Consider the following 19352-nt stretch of genomic DNA (forward strand, 5'->3'; position numbering starts at 1 on the left):
AAGATGAGTGCGGGCGGAGGGACTCGAACCCACACGCTCTACGAGCACCGGCACCTAAAGCCGGCATGTCTGCCAATTTCATCACGCCCGCTACGTTGCCCGATCGTACCGCCCGGCTTGGGCACCCGATCGTCAGTGTGGCTCTCCACAGCCTGTACCGCATCCCCGTGACCACAAGGGCCCGGCCAGGCGATCAGCTGAGGAGTTCGACGCCCCGCTCAGAGCCGTCGGAAATCACCAACGCGGTACCGTCGTAGGGTGTCCACCCCCGTCCGCACGAGACGCCGCCGACCGGCGGCGATAGCTCTGGTCGTCTTTGCCGCGTGCGGGTGCCTGGCGCTGGGGTGGTGGCAGTGGACCCGATTTCAGTCGGTGTCCGGCAGCTACCAAAACCTCGGCTATGCGCTGCAGTGGCCGATGTTCGCCGCCTTCTGCGTCTACGCGTACCGTAAATTCGTTCGCTACGAAGACGTGCCACCGGCCCCGCGGGACACGGTCACCGAGATTCCTCCCGGCCTGCTTCCTGAGCGACCGCAACCCGAACCGCAACAGCCTGATGATCCCGCACTGCGCGAGTACAACGCCTACCTGGCCGAACTCGCCAAGCAAGACGCTGCACAGCAGAAAAGGACGACCGCATGAGCACACCTGAGACGCCCGAACGCAGTGCTCCGGCGTTCCCCGTCGAAAAGATCCGCACCGCGTTGCTGGCGTATCGGGTGCTGGCGTGGACGACGGGTATCTGGCTGATCGTGTTGTGCGGCGAGGTTGTCTCGCACCTGGTCTACCACCATGAGATCCGGTGGATCGAAGTCGTCCACGGCTGGGTGTACTTCGTTTACGTACTGGCCGCGTTCAACCTCGCGATCAAGGTCCGGTGGCCGATCGGCAAGACCATCGGCGTGCTGCTCGCCGGCACCATCCCGTTGCTGGGGATCATCGTCGAGCACCGGCAGACCAAAGAGGTCAAGGCGAACTTCCCCGTCTGATCGCTCACAGCGCCCGCAGCGCCGGCAGCAACAGGGCCAGCGCGCGACCGCGGTGCGAAACCGCGTCCTTCTCGGCCGGGCTGAGTTGCGCAGCCGTCCGGCCATCGGCGTCGGCGGGAAGGAAGACCGGGTCGTAGCCGAATCCGCCGTCCCCGCGCGACTCGTGAGCGATGCTGCCGGGCCACTCGCCGCGCACCACGACCGCGTCGGTACCGGAGACCAGCGCACAGGCCGAGACGAACGCCGCGCCGCGCCGCTCGTCGGGCACGTCGCGCAGCTGCGCCAGCAGCAATGAGGTGTTCGCGGCGTCGTCGCCATGGCTGCCCGACCAGCGTGCGGACAGCACGCCGGGCATGCCGTTCAGAGCGTCGACTTCCAGCCCCGAATCATCTGCGACGCTTGGCAATCCGGTGGCGCGGAACGCGTCCCGGGCCTTGGCCAGCGCGTTGTCCTCGAAAGTCGCTCCGGTTTCCGGCGCCTCGTCGAACGTCGGCACGTCATCCAGCGACACCAACGTCAGCCCGGATAAGCCGGCGCTGTCCAGCACTCGTTGCAACTCGGCCAGCTTCTTGCGGTTGCGGCTGGCCACCAGCAGCCGTGATGATCGCAAGCGCGGCGAAGCCGGGCGCAGCGGGTCATCACCTACCGACCCGGTCAGCTCCCGAACGCTTTCGGCGCCTTCGGCCCCTCGGGAAGCACGCCCGGATAGGGCAGCGCCAACGCTTCACGCTGGGCGGCGAACAGCTTGTCGCACGCCCCCAGGGCCATATCGAGCAGCTTGTCCAAGGTCGACCGCGGGAACGTCGCGCCCTCGCCGGTCCCCTGCACCTCGACGAGCGTGCCCGTGTCGGTGGCGACGACGTTCATGTCGACCTCCGCGCGGGAGTCCTCTTCGTAGGGCAGGTCGACGCGGACCCGGCCGTCGACCACGCCGACGCTCACTGCCGCAATCGCGCACGACAGGGGTCTGGGATCCGACAGCTTGCCTGCCGCCGACAGGTAGGTGACCGCATCGGCCAAGGCCACGTACGCGCCGGTGATGGCCGCCGTCCGGGTACCGCCGTCGGCCTGCAAGACGTCACAGTCGACGGCGATCGTGTTCTCGCCCAACGCTGCCAGATCAATGCACGCCCGCAGCGACCGGCCGACCAACCGGCTGATCTCCTGCGTGCGCCCACCGACACGGCCCTTCACGGACTCCCGGTCCGATCGGGTGTGCGTAGCCGACGGCAGCATCGCGTACTCCGCAGTGAGCCAACCCAAGCCCGAACCCTTGCGCCAGCGCGGCACCCCTTCGGTGACGCTAGCGGTGCACATGACCTTCGTGCCGCCGAATTCAATGAGCACCGAACCCGCCGGATGGTCGGTGAAACCCCGCGTGATGGTTACGGGGCGAAGCTCGTCGTCAAGACGGCCGTCTTCTCGTTTGGACACGTCGTCCACCCTATCGGTGGTGCGATGACGGCGTTCAGTGTGCGGCCACTGCTTCGGGGGTGCGGCCACGGCGGCGCTGGGCCGAAAATCGCGCCGTCAGTGCACCACCCGGCGCGTGTGTGCGCACTCAGCCGGCCCGCCGGACTTCGATCGTCTCTCCGGGAACGACCGCATGCACGGGTCCGTCGAACTCGGCCTTGGCCTCGCTGATGACGTCCTCGCGAGAGGTCCACGGCGGAATATGCGTCAGCAGCAACTCCCGCACGCCGGCCTGCGCCGCGGCCCGCCCGGCTTCGGTGCCGGACAGGTGCAGAGCGGGTGGGTGCTTGGGCGAATGCGTCCACGACGCCTCGCACAGGAAGACGTCGGCGCCGCGGGCCAACTCGACCAGTTGGTCGCATTCACCGGTGTCACCGCTGTAGACCAGCGACGCCCCGCTCGGATCGGTGAACCGCAGTCCGAAAGACTCGGTCGGGTGCGCCACAACCCGGGGCAGGACGCTCAGCGCGCCGATGGTCACTGGCTCACCGTCGACCCAGTGGCGCACATCGAAGATGTCCGAACAATCGTCGATCTCGCCGCCGTACGGTGACGAGGCCGCCCCGAGCCGCGACCAGGTGTCGCTCGGGCCGTACAGCAACGCCTTGCCGCTGGGTTTCGCCGTCGGGTGATACCGGCGCCAGACGAACAAGCCCGGCACATCCAGGCAGTGGTCGGCGTGCAGATGCGACAGCAGCACATGAACCGACCCGGGATCGGCATGTCTTTGCAGCGCCCCCAGCACACCCCCGCCGAAGTCGATGACAAGCGGCGGAGTGTCCGGTGCCCGGAGTAGATAACCCGACGCGGGCGAATCCGGACCCACCACGCTGCCGGAGCATCCGAGCACGGTTAGTCGCACGGACACCACTGTGCCATGCCCGTTACCACGATGGGGAAAACATCGCCGCATTGGGCCATCAGAATCGTCGGCATTTTCACGAGACGGGAGTCTGGCGGGCCGGTTCGACGCCGACCACTGTGGGACCTAGGAAACGCGATGCGAGTTTGGTGAACGCCTCGGGGTCGCCGGTGGCCTCGAACAGCCGGGTAGCCGGCGGGCCGTCATGGGGACGCAACAGGTCGAGTTCGGTGAGGACGCGGACAACTTGCTTGGCGGTCTCCTCGGCACTGGAGACCAGAGTGACCTCCTCGCCCATCACGAGCTGAATCAGCCCGGACAGCAGCGGATAGTGCGTACAACCCAGCACCAGGGTGTCGATCTCGGCGCGCTGCAGCGGCTCCAGGTAACCCTCGGCCAGGCCCAGGACCTGCCGCCCACTGGTGACGCCGCGCTCGACGAAGTCGACGAAACGGGGGCATGCCACCGCCGTGATCTCGGTGTCCCGGGCTGCGGCGAAGGCGTCCTGGTAGGCGTGCGAAGTGATCGTCGCCCGCGTGCCGATCACGCCGATTCGGCCGTTACGGGTGGCTGCGACCGCACGGCGCACAGCCGGCAGGATCACTTCGACGACGGGCACGTCGTACCGTTCACGTGCGTCGCGCAGGCAGGCGGCCGATGCTGAATTGCAGGCGATGACCAACGCTTTGACGCCACGACTGACCAGGTCGTCACCGATGGCCAGCGCGTGCGCGCGGATCTCGGGGATGGCCAGCGGCCCGTACGGGCCGTTGCCGGTGTCGCCGACGTAGATGATGTCCTCGTCGGGCAGTTGGTCGATGATCGCCCGCGCGACGGTGAGCCCTCCCACGCCGGAATCGAAGACCCCGACGGGAGCCAGCGGCGAACTCATATCTTGGGATGCGGCGAACGAAGAGCCTTCTTCCGCTCGCGGGATTTGCGTTCGGGCGCCGACAGCAGGTACGCCGCCACGACCCCGGCGATCGCGCCGCACAGGTGCCCCTGCCAGGACACGCCGCCGCACACACCAAGCACCGGCAGGGCGCCGAGCAGCACGCCGCCGTACACGAACAGCACCACCAAGCCGATGATGATGTCCCAGACGTGGCGGACGAAAATCCCGAACACGAGCAGGAACGCCAGCCAGCCGAAGATCAGGCCGGAGGCGCCGATGTGGTCGGTGGGGCCACAGCTGCTCCCGACATTGCCGATGAGCCAGGTCCCGAAGCCGCCCAGAATCCAGATGATCGCCGTCGCCCAGACGAACCGGGACAACCCGGCCAGTGTCATCAGAAAGCCCAGCACCAGCATCGGCACGGTGTTGGCGATCAGATGCTGCCAGTTGGCGTGCAATACAGGGGCGAACACGATGCCCCACAAGCCGTCGGTGGTGAGCGGCCGGATGCCGTTGCGGTCCAGCCGGCCGCCGCTGAGTTGATCGATCAGCTCGATGACGTAGAGCAGGGCGACGAAGGTGATGACCGTCGTCGCGCCGATCACCCAGCCAGGCTTCTTGTTCGACTCAGTCGCCGGGGCGCGCTTATTCATCTGCGCCGCTCCTCCTCATCGCTCCGCTCTGCATCGTCGCCGGCGGGCTCATCTGCGCCGCTCCTCCTCATCGCTCCGCTCTGCATCGTCGCCGGCGGGCTCATCTGCGCCGCTCCTCCTCATCGCTCCGCTCTGCATCGTCGCCGGCGGGCTCATCTGCGCCGCTCCTCATCGCACTACCACCAAATGTCCAGGTTACCGGTAGTCAACGCCACTATCCGCCCGCGACCGCCGGCAGGATCGTGATCGAGTCGCCGTCGGCGACGGCGGTGTCCAGACCTCCGGAGAAGCGCACATCCTCGTCGTTCACGTAGATGTTCACGAAGCGGTGCAGCCGGTCATTATCGAGGAGTCGATCCGAGATTCCCGCGTAGTTGGCCTCCAGGTCTTTGATGACCGCTCCCAGCGTGTCGCCGTTCGCAGAGACGCGCTTCTCGCCGCCGGTGTGGGGTCGCAGGATGGTCGGAATGGAGACGTTGACGGTCATGCTGGCCTTTCTCCTGGTGTGAGCTCAGTACTGTTCGACGATGTCAACAGGTTCCTCGCTCACGACCCCGTTGACAATGCGGTAGCTGCGCAGCTCGTGGCAATGAGGATCGCGAGTGGACACCAACACATAGTGCGCGTCCGGTTCGGCAGCCAGATCGATGTCCGTCCGGCTCGGATACGCCTCGGTGCTCGGGTGCGAGTGGTAGATGACGACGAGCACGTCATCCGACCGTTCCAGGGCCCGCCACACCCGAAGTTGCTCACCGGAGTCGAATCGATAGGACGTCGGCGAGCGTTCGGCATTGGCCATCGGGATGTGCCGCTCCGGCCGATCCGAGCCTGCCGCACCGGCCAGCACGCCGCAGGCTTCGTCCGGATGATCACGACGGGCATGCGCGACGATCGCCTCGACGAGATCGGCCCGGATCACCAACATCGGCGCCGCGTCAATTCCCGAATGCGCCCGGCAGCACGTCGCGATAAGCCGGTATCGCGGCCACCGACTTCGCGGCAAGCACCCCGCCCAGTACGGCCCGGGCCAGGCAGTCGGCGGCCGCCGCTCCCACCGCGGTGACCAGACCGGTCTCCGGCGACAGCGCGGCCGGGGTGTTGGCACTCGGGGGCACCTCGACGGCGCCAGTGGCCAATGCGAACACCGTGTCACCGTCCAGCGGGGTGTGCGCGGGCCGCAGCGTCCGGGCCAGACCGTCGTGCGCAGCGATCGCTACGCGACGGCACGCCGCAGGGCTCAGCGCCGCATCGGTCGCCACCACCGCGATCGTGGTGTTCAGCTCGCTCAACGGGGACGGAAGCTGCGCCAGCGCCTCGATCTGCTCCAAAGGTGGCGGCGCGAGACCGAACTCATCGGTCAGTTCGGACATCCACGGCAAACCCGTGGTCGGATTCAGGGCTTCGCCGGCGGCGTTGACCACAGCCAGCGCGCCGACGGTGACGCCCACGGGCAAGGTCGCCGATGCGGTCCCCACGCCCCCTTTCAGCACTCCGACCCGCGCCCCTACCCCGGCACCGACCGTTCCCACGGCCACCGGCGCCGCGTCACCGGACCCGTCGGCCGCGACACACGCCGCGTACCCGAATTCGGCCGTCGGCCGACAGTTCCAAGCCCCCACCGGCAGGTCGAAGATCACCGCGCCCGGCACGATCGGCACCACACCGTCGCCCATCGCCACGCCCCGCTGCTGTTCTTCCAGCCAGCGCATGACGCCGTCGGCGGCGGCGAGGCCGAACGCACTGCCGCCGGCCAGCAACACGGCGTCCACATAGCGCACGCTGTTGACCGGGTCGAGTAGGTCGGTCTCCCGGGTTCCCGGCGCGCCGCCGCGGCAGTCCACGGCACCCACCGTCCCCGGCGGGGGCAGCACCACGGTCACCCCACAGGCCCATCCGGCGCCGAGGCAAGCATCGGGGTCCAACCGGTGGTGATGGCCGACGCGGATCCCGCCGACGTCGGTGATGGAACTCATCCGGCCGGCTTGTCTGCCGCAGTAGGGGTCATCGTGGCCCCATCAGCACCAGCACCAGGTACTCCTGCAGCACCGTCAACCACTGATAGACGTCGAAGTGCGCGGCCAGTGGGTGGTCGGCGGGCAACCGCTCCGGACCCTGCGGGCCGATCTCGAGCATCACGCCCAGGGTCAGCCGAAGATCGTTGACCGCCGATATCCAGGCGTTGGCGCTGTCCTCGGACAGCTCGAACCTGCCGCCGTTGGCCGGCAGCGTATCCAACAATTGTTGTGCAGCACCACGTTTGGCTGCGATGATCTCCGGCTCGTGCAGGCTTCGCAGCGCCGAATTGAGGGCTTCAGACGCCTCGAGAGTCAGCGGATCGCCTTCGTCGTTGCGGTAAAAGTCCGGCAACAGGCGCCCGAGCGTCGAGTCGGCCGGGCGCTCGGAATGCCCGGTCTTGATGCCGGTGATCTCTTCGAGTTCGTCCGAGGGCGACGTGGCCTGACGCTCGTCGAGCAGGCCGACCATCGCGCTTACCAGATTCTTGAGCAGCGCCGCCTCATGCGGGGCCAACGACGACCGGAAACGGGGGCCATTGCGGGTGTCAACGCGCTTCCATTTGCGCACTATCAGAACTCAGCGGTCCTGCTGCATCGTCGCCCACAATCCCGCGGCGTGCAGCTTGGACACATCGGCCTCCATGGACTCTCGACTGCCCGACGACACCACGGCCTTTCCTTCGTTGTGCACCTGCAGCATCAGCTTGGTGGCGTGCGGCTCGCTGTAACCGAACAGCTTCTGGAAGACGTACGTCACGTAGGTCATCAAGTTGACCGGGTCGTCCCAGACGATCGTCACCCACGGACTCGTCGTAGCTTCGACCGGAGCAGATTCCCGTTGCCCGGTGCCGCCTGGCTTGGCCGGCGCGATCGCTACAACCATGGGCCAAGGATACCGAGCCAGGTCTGCATTGCAGCCAGCCGATACCTTTGCGATGTGAACGACTCGGTACTAGCTGGGCTGCTGACCGACAAATACGAGTTGACGATGCTGGCCGCAGCCCTGCGCGACGGTACCGCGCACCGCCGCACCAGCTGGGAAGTCTTCGCCCGGCGGCTCCCGGCGGGCCGCCGTTACGGGGTGGTCGCCGGAACCGGCCGGCTGCTGGAAACCTTGCCGCAGTTCAGGTTCGACGACGACGCGTGTGACCTGTTGGGGCAATTTCTGGACGCCGGCACGGTGGGGTATCTGCGGGAGTTCCGCTTCCAGGGCGACATCGATGGCTATGCCGAGGGCGAACTGTATTTCCCGCACTCGCCGGTGTTGTCGGTGCATGGCAGCTTCGCCGAATGCGTGCTGCTCGAAACCCTGGTCCTGTCGATCTTCAACCACGACACCGCGATCGCATCAGCGGCGGCACGCATGGTCTGCGCTGCCGGCGACCGCCCGGTGATCGACATGGGTTCGCGGCGCACCCACGAACAGGCCGCGGTGGCAGCCGCGCGAGCCGCTTACATCGCCGGTTTCGCCGGCACGTCCAATCTCGAGGCGCAGCGGCGATACGGGGTGCCGTCGGTGGGCACCGCCGCGCACGCCTTCACCATGGTGCACACCACCGATGAGGGGCCCGACGAGTTGGCGGCGTTCCGGGCGCAGGTCGAGGCGTTGGGGGCGGACACCACGCTGCTGGTGGACACCTACGACGTGACCACTGGAGTGGCCAACGCGGTGGCCGCGGCAGGCCCGCGGCTGGGAGCGGTCCGAATCGACTCCGGCGATCTTGCGGTGCTGGCCCACCAGGTGCGGGGCCAACTCGATGAGCTGGGCGCACACGAGACGCATATCGTGCTGTCCAGCGACCTCGACGAATTCTCCATCGCCGGGTTGCTCGCCGCGCCGGTGGACAGTTACGGCGTCGGCACCGCGCTCGTCACCGGCTCGGGTGCGCCGACTGCGAGCATGGTTTACAAGCTGGTGGAGGTCGACGGAATCCCGGTGCAGAAGCGCAGTAGCCACAAAGAGTCGCACGGCGGGCGCAAGGCCGGGCTGCGGCTGTCTCGGCCGACCGGCACCGTAACCGAGGAAGTAGTGCATCCTTTCGGGCGGCCACCAACCATCAGCGAGCCGCACCGGGTGCTGACGACGCCGTTGGTCCGTGCCGGTGAGATCCTCGCCGACAACGACCTCGCGGCCGCCCGGGAGCTGGTGGCGTCGGGCCTGCGCAGCCTGCCCTGGGAGGGGTTGGCCTTGTCGCCTGGCGATCCAGCCATTCCGACCCAGACGATTGCGGTCTGACGATTGATGTGGCTGTGACCGATTCCGTCCCGGCGTTACTGGCGATCGCGGTGGCGGCGCTGGGTGGCAGCGAACGTCCCGGTCAAGTCGACATGGCCACCGCGGTGGCCCGGGCTTTCGACACCGGTGAGCACCTGGTCGTACAGGCAGGCACCGGTACCGGGAAATCATTGGCCTACCTGGTGCCCTCGATCGTGCAGGCGGTCGACAACGACGCACCAGTCGTTGTGTCGACCGCCACCATTGCCTTGCAGCGTCAACTCGTCGACCGCGATCTGCCCCGGCTGGCCGATGCGCTCGAAGACGCGTTGCCCCGCCGGCCCCAGTTCGCGTTGCTGAAGGGCCGTCGAAATTATCTGTGTCTGAACAAGATTCACAACGGCGGCGGGACCGACGATACCGACGACCGGCCGCAGGAGGAGCTGTTCAACCCGATGGCCGTCACCGCGCTGGGCCGCGATGTGCAGCGTCTCACCGAGTGGTCGGCGGAAACCGACGCCGGCGACCGCGACGATCTCAAGCCCGGTGTGCCGGACCGATCCTGGTCTCAGGTCAGCGTTTCGGCGCGCGAATGCATCGGCGTGGCTCGCTGCCCATTCGGCTCGGAGTGTTTCTCGGAGCGGGCGCGCGCGCGTGCCGGTACCGCGGACGTCGTCGTCACCAACCATGCGCTGTTGGCGATCGACGCCGTGTCCGACTCCGCGGTGTTGCCGGAACACTCTCTGCTGGTGGTCGACGAGGCGCACGAGCTGACCGACCGGGTGACCTCGGTGGCCACCGCGGAGCTGACGTCAGCGACCCTGGGCGTGGCCGCACGCCGCGTCGCACGGCTGGTCAGCCCGGAACTGGTCGATCGCCTGGAGGCAGCATCGGCCACGCTCTCCTCGGCCCTCCACGACGCCCAGTCGGGACGTATCGACCACCTCGACGACGAGCTGGCGGCGTACCTGACCGCGCTGCGCGACGCCGCCAACGCTGCCCGGTCGGCGATCGAGAGCACCAGCGACGCGCGGGCGGCGGCGGCACGCGCCGAGGCGGCGACCGCGCTGATCGAGATTTCTGACACGGCCACGCGGATCCTCGACTCGTTCGGACCTGCCATCCCTGACCGCACCGACATCGTCTGGCTGGATCACGAAGAGAACCGGGGTTCGCCACGTGCGGTGCTGCGCGTGGCACCGTTGTCAGTGGCCGGACTCCTGGCCGCCAAGGTGTTCTCGAGGTCAACGACGGTGCTGACGTCGGCGACCCTGACGATCGGCGGCGCGTTCGACGCGATGGCCGAAGCGTGGGGCCTTAGTGAGGCGGAGACCGCATGGCGGGGTGTCGATGTCGGATCACCGTTCAACCACGCCAGATCCGGCATCCTCTACGTCGCCGCGCACCTGCCGCCGCCCGGTCGCGACGGCACCGGCACGGCCGAGCAACTGACCGAAATCGAGGAGTTGATCACCGCGGCGGGGGGTCGCACGCTGGGTCTGTTCTCATCGATGCGCGCTGCGCGGGCAGCCGCTGAGGCAATGCGGGATCGACTGTCCACCCCGGTGCTGTGTCAGGGCGATGACAGCACCTCAGCACTGGTCGAGCAGTTCGCCGACGATCCCGAGACCTCACTATTCGGGACGCTGTCGCTGTGGCAGGGCGTCGACGTTCCGGGACCGTCGCTCTCGCTGGTGCTGATCGACCGCATCCCGTTTCCCCGCCCGGACGACCCGCTGTTGAGCGCCCGTCAGCGCGCGGTGGCCGCTCGCGGCGGCAATGGCTTCATGGCAGTGGCGGCCGGCCACGCGGCGCTGTTGCTGGCGCAGGGCTCGGGTCGGCTGCTGCGCCGGGTCAGCGATCGCGGCGTGGTGGCGGTGCTGGATTCGCGCATGGTGACGGCACGCTATGGCGACTATCTGCGCGCGTCGTTGCCGCCGTTCTGGCAGACCACCAACACCGAGAAGGTGCGCGCCGCGCTGCGCCGCCTGCGCGACTCCCCCTCGCGAGCAGACACAAAAGCACCCGTTATTGAGTGAAAATCGGTGCTTTCGTGTCTGCTCGCGCTTGGACTCAGGCCAGCGTGACCAGGCCCAGCTCGTTGCCGCCGGCCAGCATCGGATGCCGCGGCAGCACCCGCACCGTGTACCCCAGCGCCCCGGCCAGCGGGAGCGGCGTCGTCGCCGAGAAGACCTGGTTGCCGCCCTCGGCACTGCCCGTGTACGTCATCTCGACCGTCAGCGGGTCAAGCAACTCGTCACCGTTGTCGACGCGACCCAGCACCGCCTGCACCGTCACCTCGTCGGGCGCTAGCCCCGCCAACTGCACGGTCGCGGTCAAGGTGAGCTTCGACCCGAGCAACGGCGTATCGGGAAGGCCGGTGCTGTCCACATCGCTCACCACGATTCGCGGCCACGCCTCCTCGACCCGCCTGCGGTAAGCGGTCAGTTCGCGCGCCGGCTCGAACGCCCCGCCTGCGACGGTGCTGCGCACCGACTGCGCCGCCGGGGTGTAGTAGCGCTCCACGTAATCGGTGACCATCCGGGACGCCAGCACTTTGGGGCCGAGCGTCTGCAGGGTGTGGCGCACCATCTCGATCCAGCGCGGCGGCACCCCGTGGTCGTCGCGCTCGTAGAACTTCGGCGCCACGGCCTGCTCCAACAGGTTGTACAGCGCGCTCGCCTCCAGGTCGTCGCGCCGGTCCTCGTCGGCCACCCCGTCGGCCGACGGTATCTCCCAACCGTTTTCCCCGTCGTACCACTCGTCCCACCAACCGTCGCGGATCGACAGATTCAGCCCGCCGTTGAGCGCGCTTTTCATGCCCGAGGTGCCGCAGGCTTCCAGCGGCCGCAACGGATTGTTGAGCCATACGTCGCAGCCCCAGTAGAGCAACCGCGCCATCGACATGTCGTAGTTGGGCAGGAAGGCGATCCGGTGCCGCACCTCCGGCCGGTCGGCGAACCGCACCACCTGCTGGATCAACGCCTTGCCGCCGTCGTCGGCGGGGTGGGACTTGCCGGCGACGATCAGCTGAATCGGCCGCTCATCGTCGAGCAGCAGGCGTTCCAGCCGGTGGGGGTCGCGCAGCATCAGGGTCAACCGCTTGTACGTCGGAACCCGCCGGGCGAACCCGACCGTGAGCACATTGGGGTCGAATGCCGTTGCGATCCAACCTAGTTCGGCTTCGGAGGCACCCCGCTCCAACCACGACTGGCGCAGCCGGGCCCGGACATCCTGGACCAGCAGCGCGCGCAGTTGCGACCGGATCCACCACAGGTGCCCAGGGTCGACCTGCTGCAGCCGCAGCCAGACCGCGGGCTCACTGAACGAGTCGGATCCGGCCAACTCGCGGCCCAGCTGCAGCCACTGCGGGGCGGCCCAGGTGCGGGCGTGCACGCCGTTGGTGATCGATCCGATCGGCACCTCGTCGGGGTCGAACCCCGGCCAGAGCTCGTTGAACATCGCCCGGCTCACCTGGCCGTGCAGCAGCGACACCCCGTTGGCGCGCTGCGCCAAGCGCAGCCCCATGTGGGCCATGTTGAACTTGGCCGGATCGTCCTCGGCGCCCAGCGCGAGGATTCTTTGCGTCGGTACGCCGGGCAGCAGCGTGCTCACGCTGTCGCCTGTGTCGTCGAAGTAGCGCTGCACCATCTCCACGGGGAACCGGTCGATGCCGGCGGGCACTGGGGTATGGGTGGTGAAGACCGTGCTGGACCGCACCACCGTCAACGCGGTGTCGTAATCCAATCCGGAATCGGTGACCAACTCGCGGATACGTTCGGCGCCCAGAAACCCGGCGTGCCCCTCGTTCATATGGAACACCTCGGGGGCCGGGCGGCCCTCAACGGCGGTGAAGGCGCGAATCGCTCGGACACCGCCGATGCCGGCCAGGATCTCCTGTTTGATGCGGTGTTCCTGGTCGCCGCCGTAGAGGCGGTCGGTGACGCTGCGCAGGTCATGCTCGTTCTCCGGGACGTCGGAATCGAGCAGCAGCAGCGGCACCCGGCCGACCTGGGCCACCCAGATACGAGCCCGCAGCCGCGCGGAATCCGGCAAAGCCAGCTCCACCAGCACCGGCTCACCGGTGGCGTCGGTGAGCAGCCGCAGCGGCAATCCCTGCGGATCCAGCGCAGGATAGGTCTCCTGCTGCCAGCCGTCCGCGGTCAAGGATTGCCGGAAGTACCCCGAGCGGTAGTAGAGACCGACCGCGATCAGCGGCAACCCGAGATCCGACGCCGACTTCAGATGATCACCGGCCAGAATCCCGAGACCACCGGAGTAATTGGGCAGCACTTCGGCGACGCCGAATTCCATCGAGAAGTACGCGATTCCGGTGGGCATCTGGACCCCGGCGGCTTCCTGTTGCTGGTACCACAGCGGGCGGCTGAGGTAGTCGTTTAGATCTGCCGCAAGCTCGTCGAGGCGGCGCAAGAATTCCTCGTCGCCAGCGAGCTCGTCGAGCCGGGCGGGCTTCACCGCACCGAGCAGCGCAACCGGGTCCTTGCCGCACTTGAACCACAGGTCGGGGTCGATGGTCGCGAACAGGTCCTGCGTGGGTTTCTCCCACGACCAGCGCAGGTTGGTGGAGAGCTGGTCCAGCGCGGCCAGGCGGTCGGGAAGGTGAGCACGGACGGTAAAGCGGCGAAGGGCTTTCACGCATCTCAACCTTAGTGCGGTTTTCGCTGCGTGCAGCGTTCCACGGCAACCGCTTGTGCAGTGCGCTTCAACACCCGTCGGTGTAGCCGGACACTAGGGTGGGTATGGGGCGCAAAGAGGCGACAGACATCGCGCTGACGAATGACACCTCAACGACGACCAGAGTTCGGCCGCCTGGGGTGATGGATCCGGAGTTCCCCGGCGACGATGCGGTGCAACGATGGGCCGCCGCGGAGCCGGGCAATGGAATGGAGTGATTGGTGCCCGGTCGTATCGAGATCGACGACGTTCAACCCGTGGTCTCGTGTGGTACGTATCCCGCCAAGGCGGTGGTCGGTGAGGTGATCCCGGTCAGCGCCGCGGTGTGGCGCGAAGGCCACGAGGCCGTGGCTGCGACGTTGGTGGTGCGGTATCTGGGCACCCACTATCCGCGGGTCGCCGACGCCCGCGGACTGAAGGCCGTGCAAGCCGCCGATCCCGATGCGGCGGTCGCCGAGAAGGTGAAACCGCGCCATCTTCCAATGACGATGGGCTTGGAGCCGTTTGTGTTCCACGGACAATTCGCCCCGGACAAGGTGGGATTGTGGACTTTCCGGGTAGACGGATGGGGTGACCCGATTGATTCCTGGCGCCACGGGCTGGTTGCCAAACTCGATGCGGGCCAGGGCGAAAAGGAACTGTCCAACGACCTGCTGGTGGGTGCCGCGCTTTTCGAGCGCGCCGCCACCGGGACGCCGCGCCAGCAGCGCCACCCACTGCTGGACGCGGCCGCGGCCCTGCGTGAGCCCGGTGATCCCTTGACCAGAACCGCGCTGGCATTGGCCCCCGAGATCGAGGAGTTGCTCGATCAGTTCCCGTTGCGGGAGCTGGTCACCCGTGGCCAGCAGCACGGGATCTGGGTGGACCGGCCGCTGGCCCGCTTCGGGTCCTGGTACGAGATGTTCCCGCGTTCCACCGGTGGTTGGAACGCCGACGGTCATCCGGTGCATGGCACCTTCGCCACCGCCGCGGCGGCGCTGCCCCGGATTGCCGAGATGGGTTTCGACGTCGTGTACCTGCCGCCGATCCACCCGATCGGCAAGGTGCACCGCAAGGGCCGCAACAACAATCCGACCGCCGCTCCCGGTGACGTGGGGTCGCCGTGGGCGATCGGCAGCGACGAGGGTGGCCACGACGCCGTCCATCCCGAACTTGGCACGATCGGCGATTTCGACGATTTCGTTTCCGCGTCAAGAGAACTCGGTATGGAAGTGGCGTTGGACCTGGCGCTGCAGTGCGCCCCGGACCATCCGTGGGCCCGCGACCACCGCAACTGGTTCACCGAACTGCCGGACGGCACCATCGCCTATGCGGAGAATCCGCCGAAGAAGTACCAGGACATCTATCCACTGAACTTCGACAGCGATCCCAGCGGGCTTTACAACGAGGTGCTGCGGATCGTAAAGCACTGGATCAACCACGGGGTCAAGGTGTTTCGGGTTGATAATCCGCACACGAAGCCACCGGACTTCTGGGCTTGGCTGATCGCTCAGGTGAAGGCCGTCGACCCCGATGTGCTGTTCTTGTCCGAGGCGTTCACCCCGCCGGCACGCCAGTACGGGCTGGCCAGGCTCGGCTTCACGCAGTCTTACAGCTATTTCACCTGGCGCACCGCCAAGTGGGAGCTCACCGAGTTCGGCAACGACATCGCCAGACTCGCCGACTTCCGCACCCCCAACCTCTTCGTGAACACCCCGGACATCCTGCACGAAGTGCTGCAGCACCATGGGCCGGGTATGTTCGCCATTCGCGCGGTGCTCGCGGCGACGATGAGTCCGGCCTGGGGCGTGTATTCCGGCTACGAGCTGTTCGAGCACCGGGCGGTGCGCGAAGGCAGTGAGGAATACCTGGACTCGGAGAAGTACGAATTGCGTCCCCGCGACTTCGCGGGCGCGCTGGCCGAAGGTCGGTCACTGGAGCCGTTCATCGGGCGGCTCAACGAGATTCGCCGGCTGCATCCGGCTCTGCAGCAATTGCGCACCATCCATTTCCACACCATCGACAACGACGCGTTGCTGGCCTACAGCAAGTTCGACGCGGAGACCGGCGACTGTGTCCTGGTGGTGGTGACGCTGAACGCGTTCGGTCCCGAGCAAGCGACTCTGCACCTGGACATGGCGGCGTTGGGCATGGAGCCCTATGAACGTTTCTGGGTGCGTGACGAGATCACCGGCGAGGAATATCAATGGGGGCAATCCAATTACATCCGCATCGATCCGGGACGCGCGGTCGCCCATGTCGTCAACATGCCGCTCGTACCCGAAGAATCCCGAATTACGCTGCTACGCAGGAGGTGAGGGTAAGTGAATCGCACCGATGAACTCGCCAATACGCATCTGGCGCCCGACCCCGCTGACCTGGCCGGCCTCACCGCCGGCACCCACCACAATCCGCACGGCATTCTGGGCGCGCACGAGTACGACGACCACACCGTCATCCGGGCATTTCGCCCGCACGCCGCCAGCGTCGTCGTTCTCGTCGGCGAAGACACATTTGCACTGCAGCACATCGACTCCGGGGTATGGGCCGTGGCGCTGCCCTTCGTTGACCTGGTCGACTACCGACTGGAGGTGACCTACGACGGTTCGGAACCCCACACCATCGCCGACCCCTACCGTTTCCTGCCCACGTTGGGCGAGGTCGACCTGCACCTGTTCGCCGAAGGACGCCACGAACGCCTCTGGGAGGTACTTGGCGCCCATCCCCGCTCGTTCACCACGCCCGACGGCGTGGTGAGCGGGGTGTCGTTCGCCGTGTGGGCGCCGAATGCCAAGGGCGTCAGCCTGATCGGCGATTTCAACGGCTGGACCGGCACCGACGCGCCGATGCGGGTGCTGGGCTCGTCCGGCGTGTGGGAGCTGTTCTGGCCCGACTTTCCGATCGACGGCCTGTACAAGTTCCGGGTGCACGGCGCCGACGGCGCCGTGACCGATCGTGCCGATCCGTTCGCGTTCGGCACCGAGGTGCCGCCGCAGACCGCCTCGCGGGTGACGGTGAGCGACTACACCTGGGACGACCAGGAGTGGCTGGAGCTGCGTGCGCAAGGCAACCCGGTCTTCGAGCCGATGAGCACCTACGAGGTGCATCTCGGCTCTTGGCGGCCGGGTCTGAGTTACCGGGAACTCGCCGTACAGCTGACCGAATACGTTGCAGAGCAAGGTTTTACGCACGTCGAGCTGCTACCCGTCGCCGAGCACCCATTCGGCGGGTCCTGGGGTTACCAGGTGACGTCGTACTATGCGCCCTCGTCACGCTTCGGCACGCCCGACGAATTCCGGACCTTGGTCGACGCACTGCACCAAGCCGGCATCGGGGTCATCGTCGACTGGGTGCCGGCGCACTTCCCCAAAGACGCGTGGGCATTGGGGCGCTTCGACGGAACCCCGCTCTACGAACACTCCGACCCCAAGCGCGGTGAGCAGTTAGACTGGGGCACTTACGTATTCGACTTCGGACGTCCCGAGGTGCGAAACTTCCTGGTGGCCAACGCCCTGTACTGGTTGCAGGAGTTCCACGTGGACGGCCTGCGGGTCGATGCGGTCGCGTCGATGCTGTACCTGGACTATTCGCGCCCCGAGGGTGGTTGGACCCCCAACATCTACGGCGGACGTGAGAACCTCGAAGCAGTGCAGTTCCTGCAAGAGATGAACGCGACCGCCCACAAAGCCGCCCCGGGAATAGTCACCATCGCCGAAGAGTCGACGTCGTGGCCCGGCGTCACACGTCCGACGAGTCTCGGTGGCCTTGGTTTTTCGATGAAGTGGAACATGGGCTGGATGCACGACACGCTCGACTACTTCAGCCGGGATCCGATTTATCGCACCTACCACCATCACGAGATGACGTTCTCGATGCTGTATGCGTTCAGCGAGAACTACGTGCTGCCGCTCAGCCACGACGAGGTAGTGCACGGCAAAGGCACGTTGTGGGGGCGGATGCCCGGGGACAACCACGCCAAGGCGGCCGGGTTACGCAGTCTGCTCGCCTATCAGTGGGCACACCCGGGTAAGCAACTGCTGTTCATGGGCCAGGAGTTCGGACAGCGTGCCGAGTGGTCGGAGGAACGCGGGCTGGACTGGTGGCAGCTCGACGAGCAGGGATTCTCCAACGGTGTGCTGCGGCTGGTCCGCGACATCAACGGGATCTACTCGACCCACCCGGCGCTGTGGAGCAGGGACACCACACCCGAGGGCTATTCGTGGATCGACGCCAACGACTCGGCCAACAACGTGCTGAGCTTCCTGCGCTACGGCGACGACGGATCGGCGCTGGCCTGCGTGTTCAACTTCGCGGGGGCCGAGCACAGCAACTACCGGTTGGGCCTGCCGCAGGCCGGCCGCTGGCGTGAGGTGCTCAACACCGACGCGACCGACTACAACGGCACCGGAATCGGCAACCTCGGCGGCGTCGACGCAACCGACGACCCGTGGCACGGCCGGCCGGCGTCAGCGGTGCTGGTGTTGCCGCCCTCGTCGGCGATTTGGCTGGAGCCCGCCTAGGTCCCGGATTGCCCCGGGATGCCCGGCGAGCAGACACTAAAGCACCGTGGAGCGGACGCTCCGGGTGCTTTTGTGTCTGCTCGCGAAAGGAACTTCGCGGATCGGGCGTCAGTACAACGCGTTGGCGAGGTTGCGGCGACCGGCAACCACCTCAGGGTCGGCGGGGTCGAAGAGCTCGAACAACTCGATCAGCCGGGTGCGCACGGTGCTGCGGTCATCACCAGATGTACAGCGTATCAACGCAATCAGACGGTCGAACGCCCCGGTGACATCCTGGTTGAGAATCTGGACGTCGGCGGCGGCGAAGGCCGCGTCGATGTCGTCGGGCGCCGCGTCGGCCGCCGGAACCGAGTCCGGCGGAAGCGCGGTCGCGCGTGCGAGGAACCCGATCTTGCGGATGGCCGCTTTGGCCTCCGCGCTGGCCGGATCGGCCGCCAGGACCTCCTCATAGGACAATTTCGCCGCGTCGAGGTCACCAGCCTCCAGGTGCTGACGCGCCGCGGCGACCACCGGGTCGACTTTCTCCGGTTGTCCGGAGCCGGGTGCGCCTTTGAGCTTTCCTGCGGTGGCGTCGATCAGCGAGTCGATCCAGCGCCGCAACTGATCGGGGGGCTGTGGACCCTGGAAACTTGAAACCGGTTGCGCCGCAGCCAATGCTACGACGGTCGGGACCGCCTGCACGCCGAAGATCCGGGCGATGCCGGGCGCGGCGTCGACGTTGGCCACTGCCAGGGCCCAGGTGCCGTTGTCGTCAGCGGCGAGGCCGGCCAGCGTCTCGAGAAGGTCGACACACACCTCGCTGCGCGGCGACCACAGCAGCACCACGACCGGGATCTCGTCGGACCGGTTGATCACCTCGTCCTCGAAATTGGCCTCGGTGACCTGGATGATCCCCGGGCCACCCGGGTCACCCGGGCCACCAGGACCGCCCGGCGGCGCACTGGCCTTCTGCTGAGCGCGTTGCTTGAGACCGGACAGGTCGACCGCACCGGCCAACGCTGGCCCGATCGAGGGTCGGGGACGTGTCACACCGCCAAGTCTGTCACGACGTCACGA

General features: G+C 67.1%; 18 protein-coding genes and 1 tRNA gene. 6 read left to right on the plus strand and 13 right to left on the minus strand.

Translation table 11 applies throughout. The annotated features are described in order from the left end of the window. Positions 1-8 precede the first annotated feature (8 nt). A tRNA-Leu gene (locus JX552_RS22375) sits at positions 9-91 on the minus strand. Positions 92-258: 167 nt separating this feature from the next. On the opposite strand from JX552_RS22375, the gene JX552_RS22380 reads away from it, so the two are divergent. Then, positions 259-642: a hypothetical protein gene (locus JX552_RS22380; protein WP_205874058.1), complete on the plus strand. Its 384-nt coding sequence runs from the start codon at positions 259-261 to the stop codon at positions 640-642. Further along, positions 639-989 carry a DUF3817 domain-containing protein gene (locus tag JX552_RS22385; RefSeq protein WP_205874059.1) on the plus strand — a complete coding sequence of 117 codons (351 nt, stop codon included), beginning with the start codon at positions 639-641 and terminating at the stop codon, positions 987-989. The genes JX552_RS22380 and JX552_RS22385 overlap by 4 nt, the downstream gene beginning before the upstream one ends. Positions 990-993: 4 nt before the next feature. Here the strand turns inward: JX552_RS22385 and rdgB are convergent, their stop codons facing one another. The 10 genes from rdgB to clpS form a co-directional block, all read right to left on the minus strand. Then, positions 994-1599: an RdgB/HAM1 family non-canonical purine NTP pyrophosphatase gene (gene rdgB, locus JX552_RS22390; protein WP_205874060.1), complete on the minus strand. Its 606-nt coding sequence runs from the start codon at positions 1597-1599 to the stop codon at positions 994-996. 44 nt (positions 1600-1643) lie between these two features. Then, positions 1644-2423: a ribonuclease PH gene (gene rph / locus JX552_RS22395; protein WP_205874061.1), complete on the minus strand. Its 780-nt coding sequence runs from the start codon at positions 2421-2423 to the stop codon at positions 1644-1646. A 127-nt stretch (positions 2424-2550) separates the two neighbouring features. Next, positions 2551-3330, minus strand: coding sequence for a cyclic nucleotide-degrading phosphodiesterase (locus JX552_RS22400; protein ID WP_205874062.1), 780 nt, complete (start codon positions 3328-3330; stop codon positions 2551-2553). Positions 3331-3400: 70 nt separating this feature from the next. Next, positions 3401-4216 carry a glutamate racemase gene (murI, locus tag JX552_RS22405; RefSeq protein ID WP_205874063.1) on the minus strand — a complete coding sequence of 272 codons (816 nt, stop codon included), beginning with the start codon at positions 4214-4216 and terminating at the stop codon, positions 3401-3403. After that, complete coding sequence (locus JX552_RS22410; protein WP_205874064.1) at positions 4213-4872, minus strand: rhomboid family intramembrane serine protease; 660 nt, start codon at positions 4870-4872, stop codon at positions 4213-4215. Before JX552_RS22410 ends, murI begins: the two co-directional genes overlap by 4 nt. 214 nt (positions 4873-5086) lie before the next feature. Next, positions 5087-5359: a MoaD/ThiS family protein gene (locus tag JX552_RS22415; protein ID WP_205874065.1), complete on the minus strand. Its 273-nt coding sequence runs from the start codon at positions 5357-5359 to the stop codon at positions 5087-5089. Between the two features lie 24 nt (positions 5360-5383). After that, positions 5384-5797 (minus strand): M67 family metallopeptidase, encoded by a 414-nt coding sequence (locus JX552_RS22420; RefSeq protein WP_205874066.1) that lies wholly within the window; start codon positions 5795-5797, stop codon positions 5384-5386. Between the two features lie 10 nt (positions 5798-5807). Continuing rightward, positions 5808-6845, minus strand: coding sequence for a P1 family peptidase (locus tag JX552_RS22425; RefSeq protein WP_205874067.1), 1038 nt, complete (start codon positions 6843-6845; stop codon positions 5808-5810). A 28-nt stretch (positions 6846-6873) separates the two neighbouring features. Then, entirely contained in the window at positions 6874-7455 is a 582-nt protein-coding gene (aosR, locus tag JX552_RS22430) for an oxidative stress transcriptional regulator AosR (RefSeq protein WP_205874068.1), read from the minus strand. 9 nt (positions 7456-7464) lie between these two features. Next, the gene (gene clpS / locus JX552_RS22435) at positions 7465-7770 is read right to left on the minus strand and encodes an ATP-dependent Clp protease adapter ClpS (protein WP_205874069.1); all 306 of its coding nucleotides are present in this window, start codon (positions 7768-7770) and stop codon (positions 7465-7467) included. Between the two features lie 54 nt (positions 7771-7824). Between clpS and JX552_RS22440 the strand changes: the two genes are divergently transcribed. Both JX552_RS22440 and JX552_RS22445 read left to right on the plus strand, forming a co-directional pair. After that, on the plus strand, positions 7825-9123 hold the full coding sequence (locus JX552_RS22440; RefSeq protein ID WP_205874070.1) for a nicotinate phosphoribosyltransferase: 1299 nt from the start codon (positions 7825-7827) through the stop codon (positions 9121-9123). Positions 9124-9125: 2 nt separating this feature from the next. Then, the gene (locus tag JX552_RS22445; RefSeq protein WP_205878620.1) at positions 9126-11141 is read left to right on the plus strand and encodes an ATP-dependent DNA helicase; all 2016 of its coding nucleotides are present in this window, start codon (positions 9126-9128) and stop codon (positions 11139-11141) included. A gap of 34 nt (positions 11142-11175) precedes the next feature. Here JX552_RS22445 and JX552_RS22450 read toward each other — a convergent pair whose 3' ends face one another. Continuing rightward, the gene (locus JX552_RS22450; RefSeq protein WP_205874071.1) at positions 11176-13758 is read right to left on the minus strand and encodes a glycosyltransferase family 1 protein; all 2583 of its coding nucleotides are present in this window, start codon (positions 13756-13758) and stop codon (positions 11176-11178) included. 260 nt (positions 13759-14018) lie between these two features. Between JX552_RS22450 and JX552_RS22455 the strand changes: the two genes are divergently transcribed. Beyond that, entirely contained in the window at positions 14019-16094 is a 2076-nt protein-coding gene (locus JX552_RS22455) for an alpha-1,4-glucan--maltose-1-phosphate maltosyltransferase (protein WP_205874072.1), read from the plus strand. A 6-nt stretch (positions 16095-16100) separates the two neighbouring features. Further along, complete coding sequence (gene glgB, locus JX552_RS22460; RefSeq protein ID WP_205874073.1) at positions 16101-18296, plus strand: 1,4-alpha-glucan branching protein GlgB; 2196 nt, start codon at positions 16101-16103, stop codon at positions 18294-18296. Between the two features lie 108 nt (positions 18297-18404). On the opposite strand, the gene JX552_RS22465 is transcribed toward glgB, so the two are convergent. Further along, positions 18405-19325, minus strand: coding sequence for a tetratricopeptide repeat protein (locus tag JX552_RS22465; protein ID WP_205874074.1), 921 nt, complete (start codon positions 19323-19325; stop codon positions 18405-18407). Positions 19326-19352 lie beyond the last annotated feature (27 nt).

This window comes from Mycobacterium gordonae (assembly GCF_017086405.1).
Taxonomy (GTDB): domain Bacteria; phylum Actinomycetota; class Actinomycetes; order Mycobacteriales; family Mycobacteriaceae; genus Mycobacterium; species Mycobacterium gordonae_D.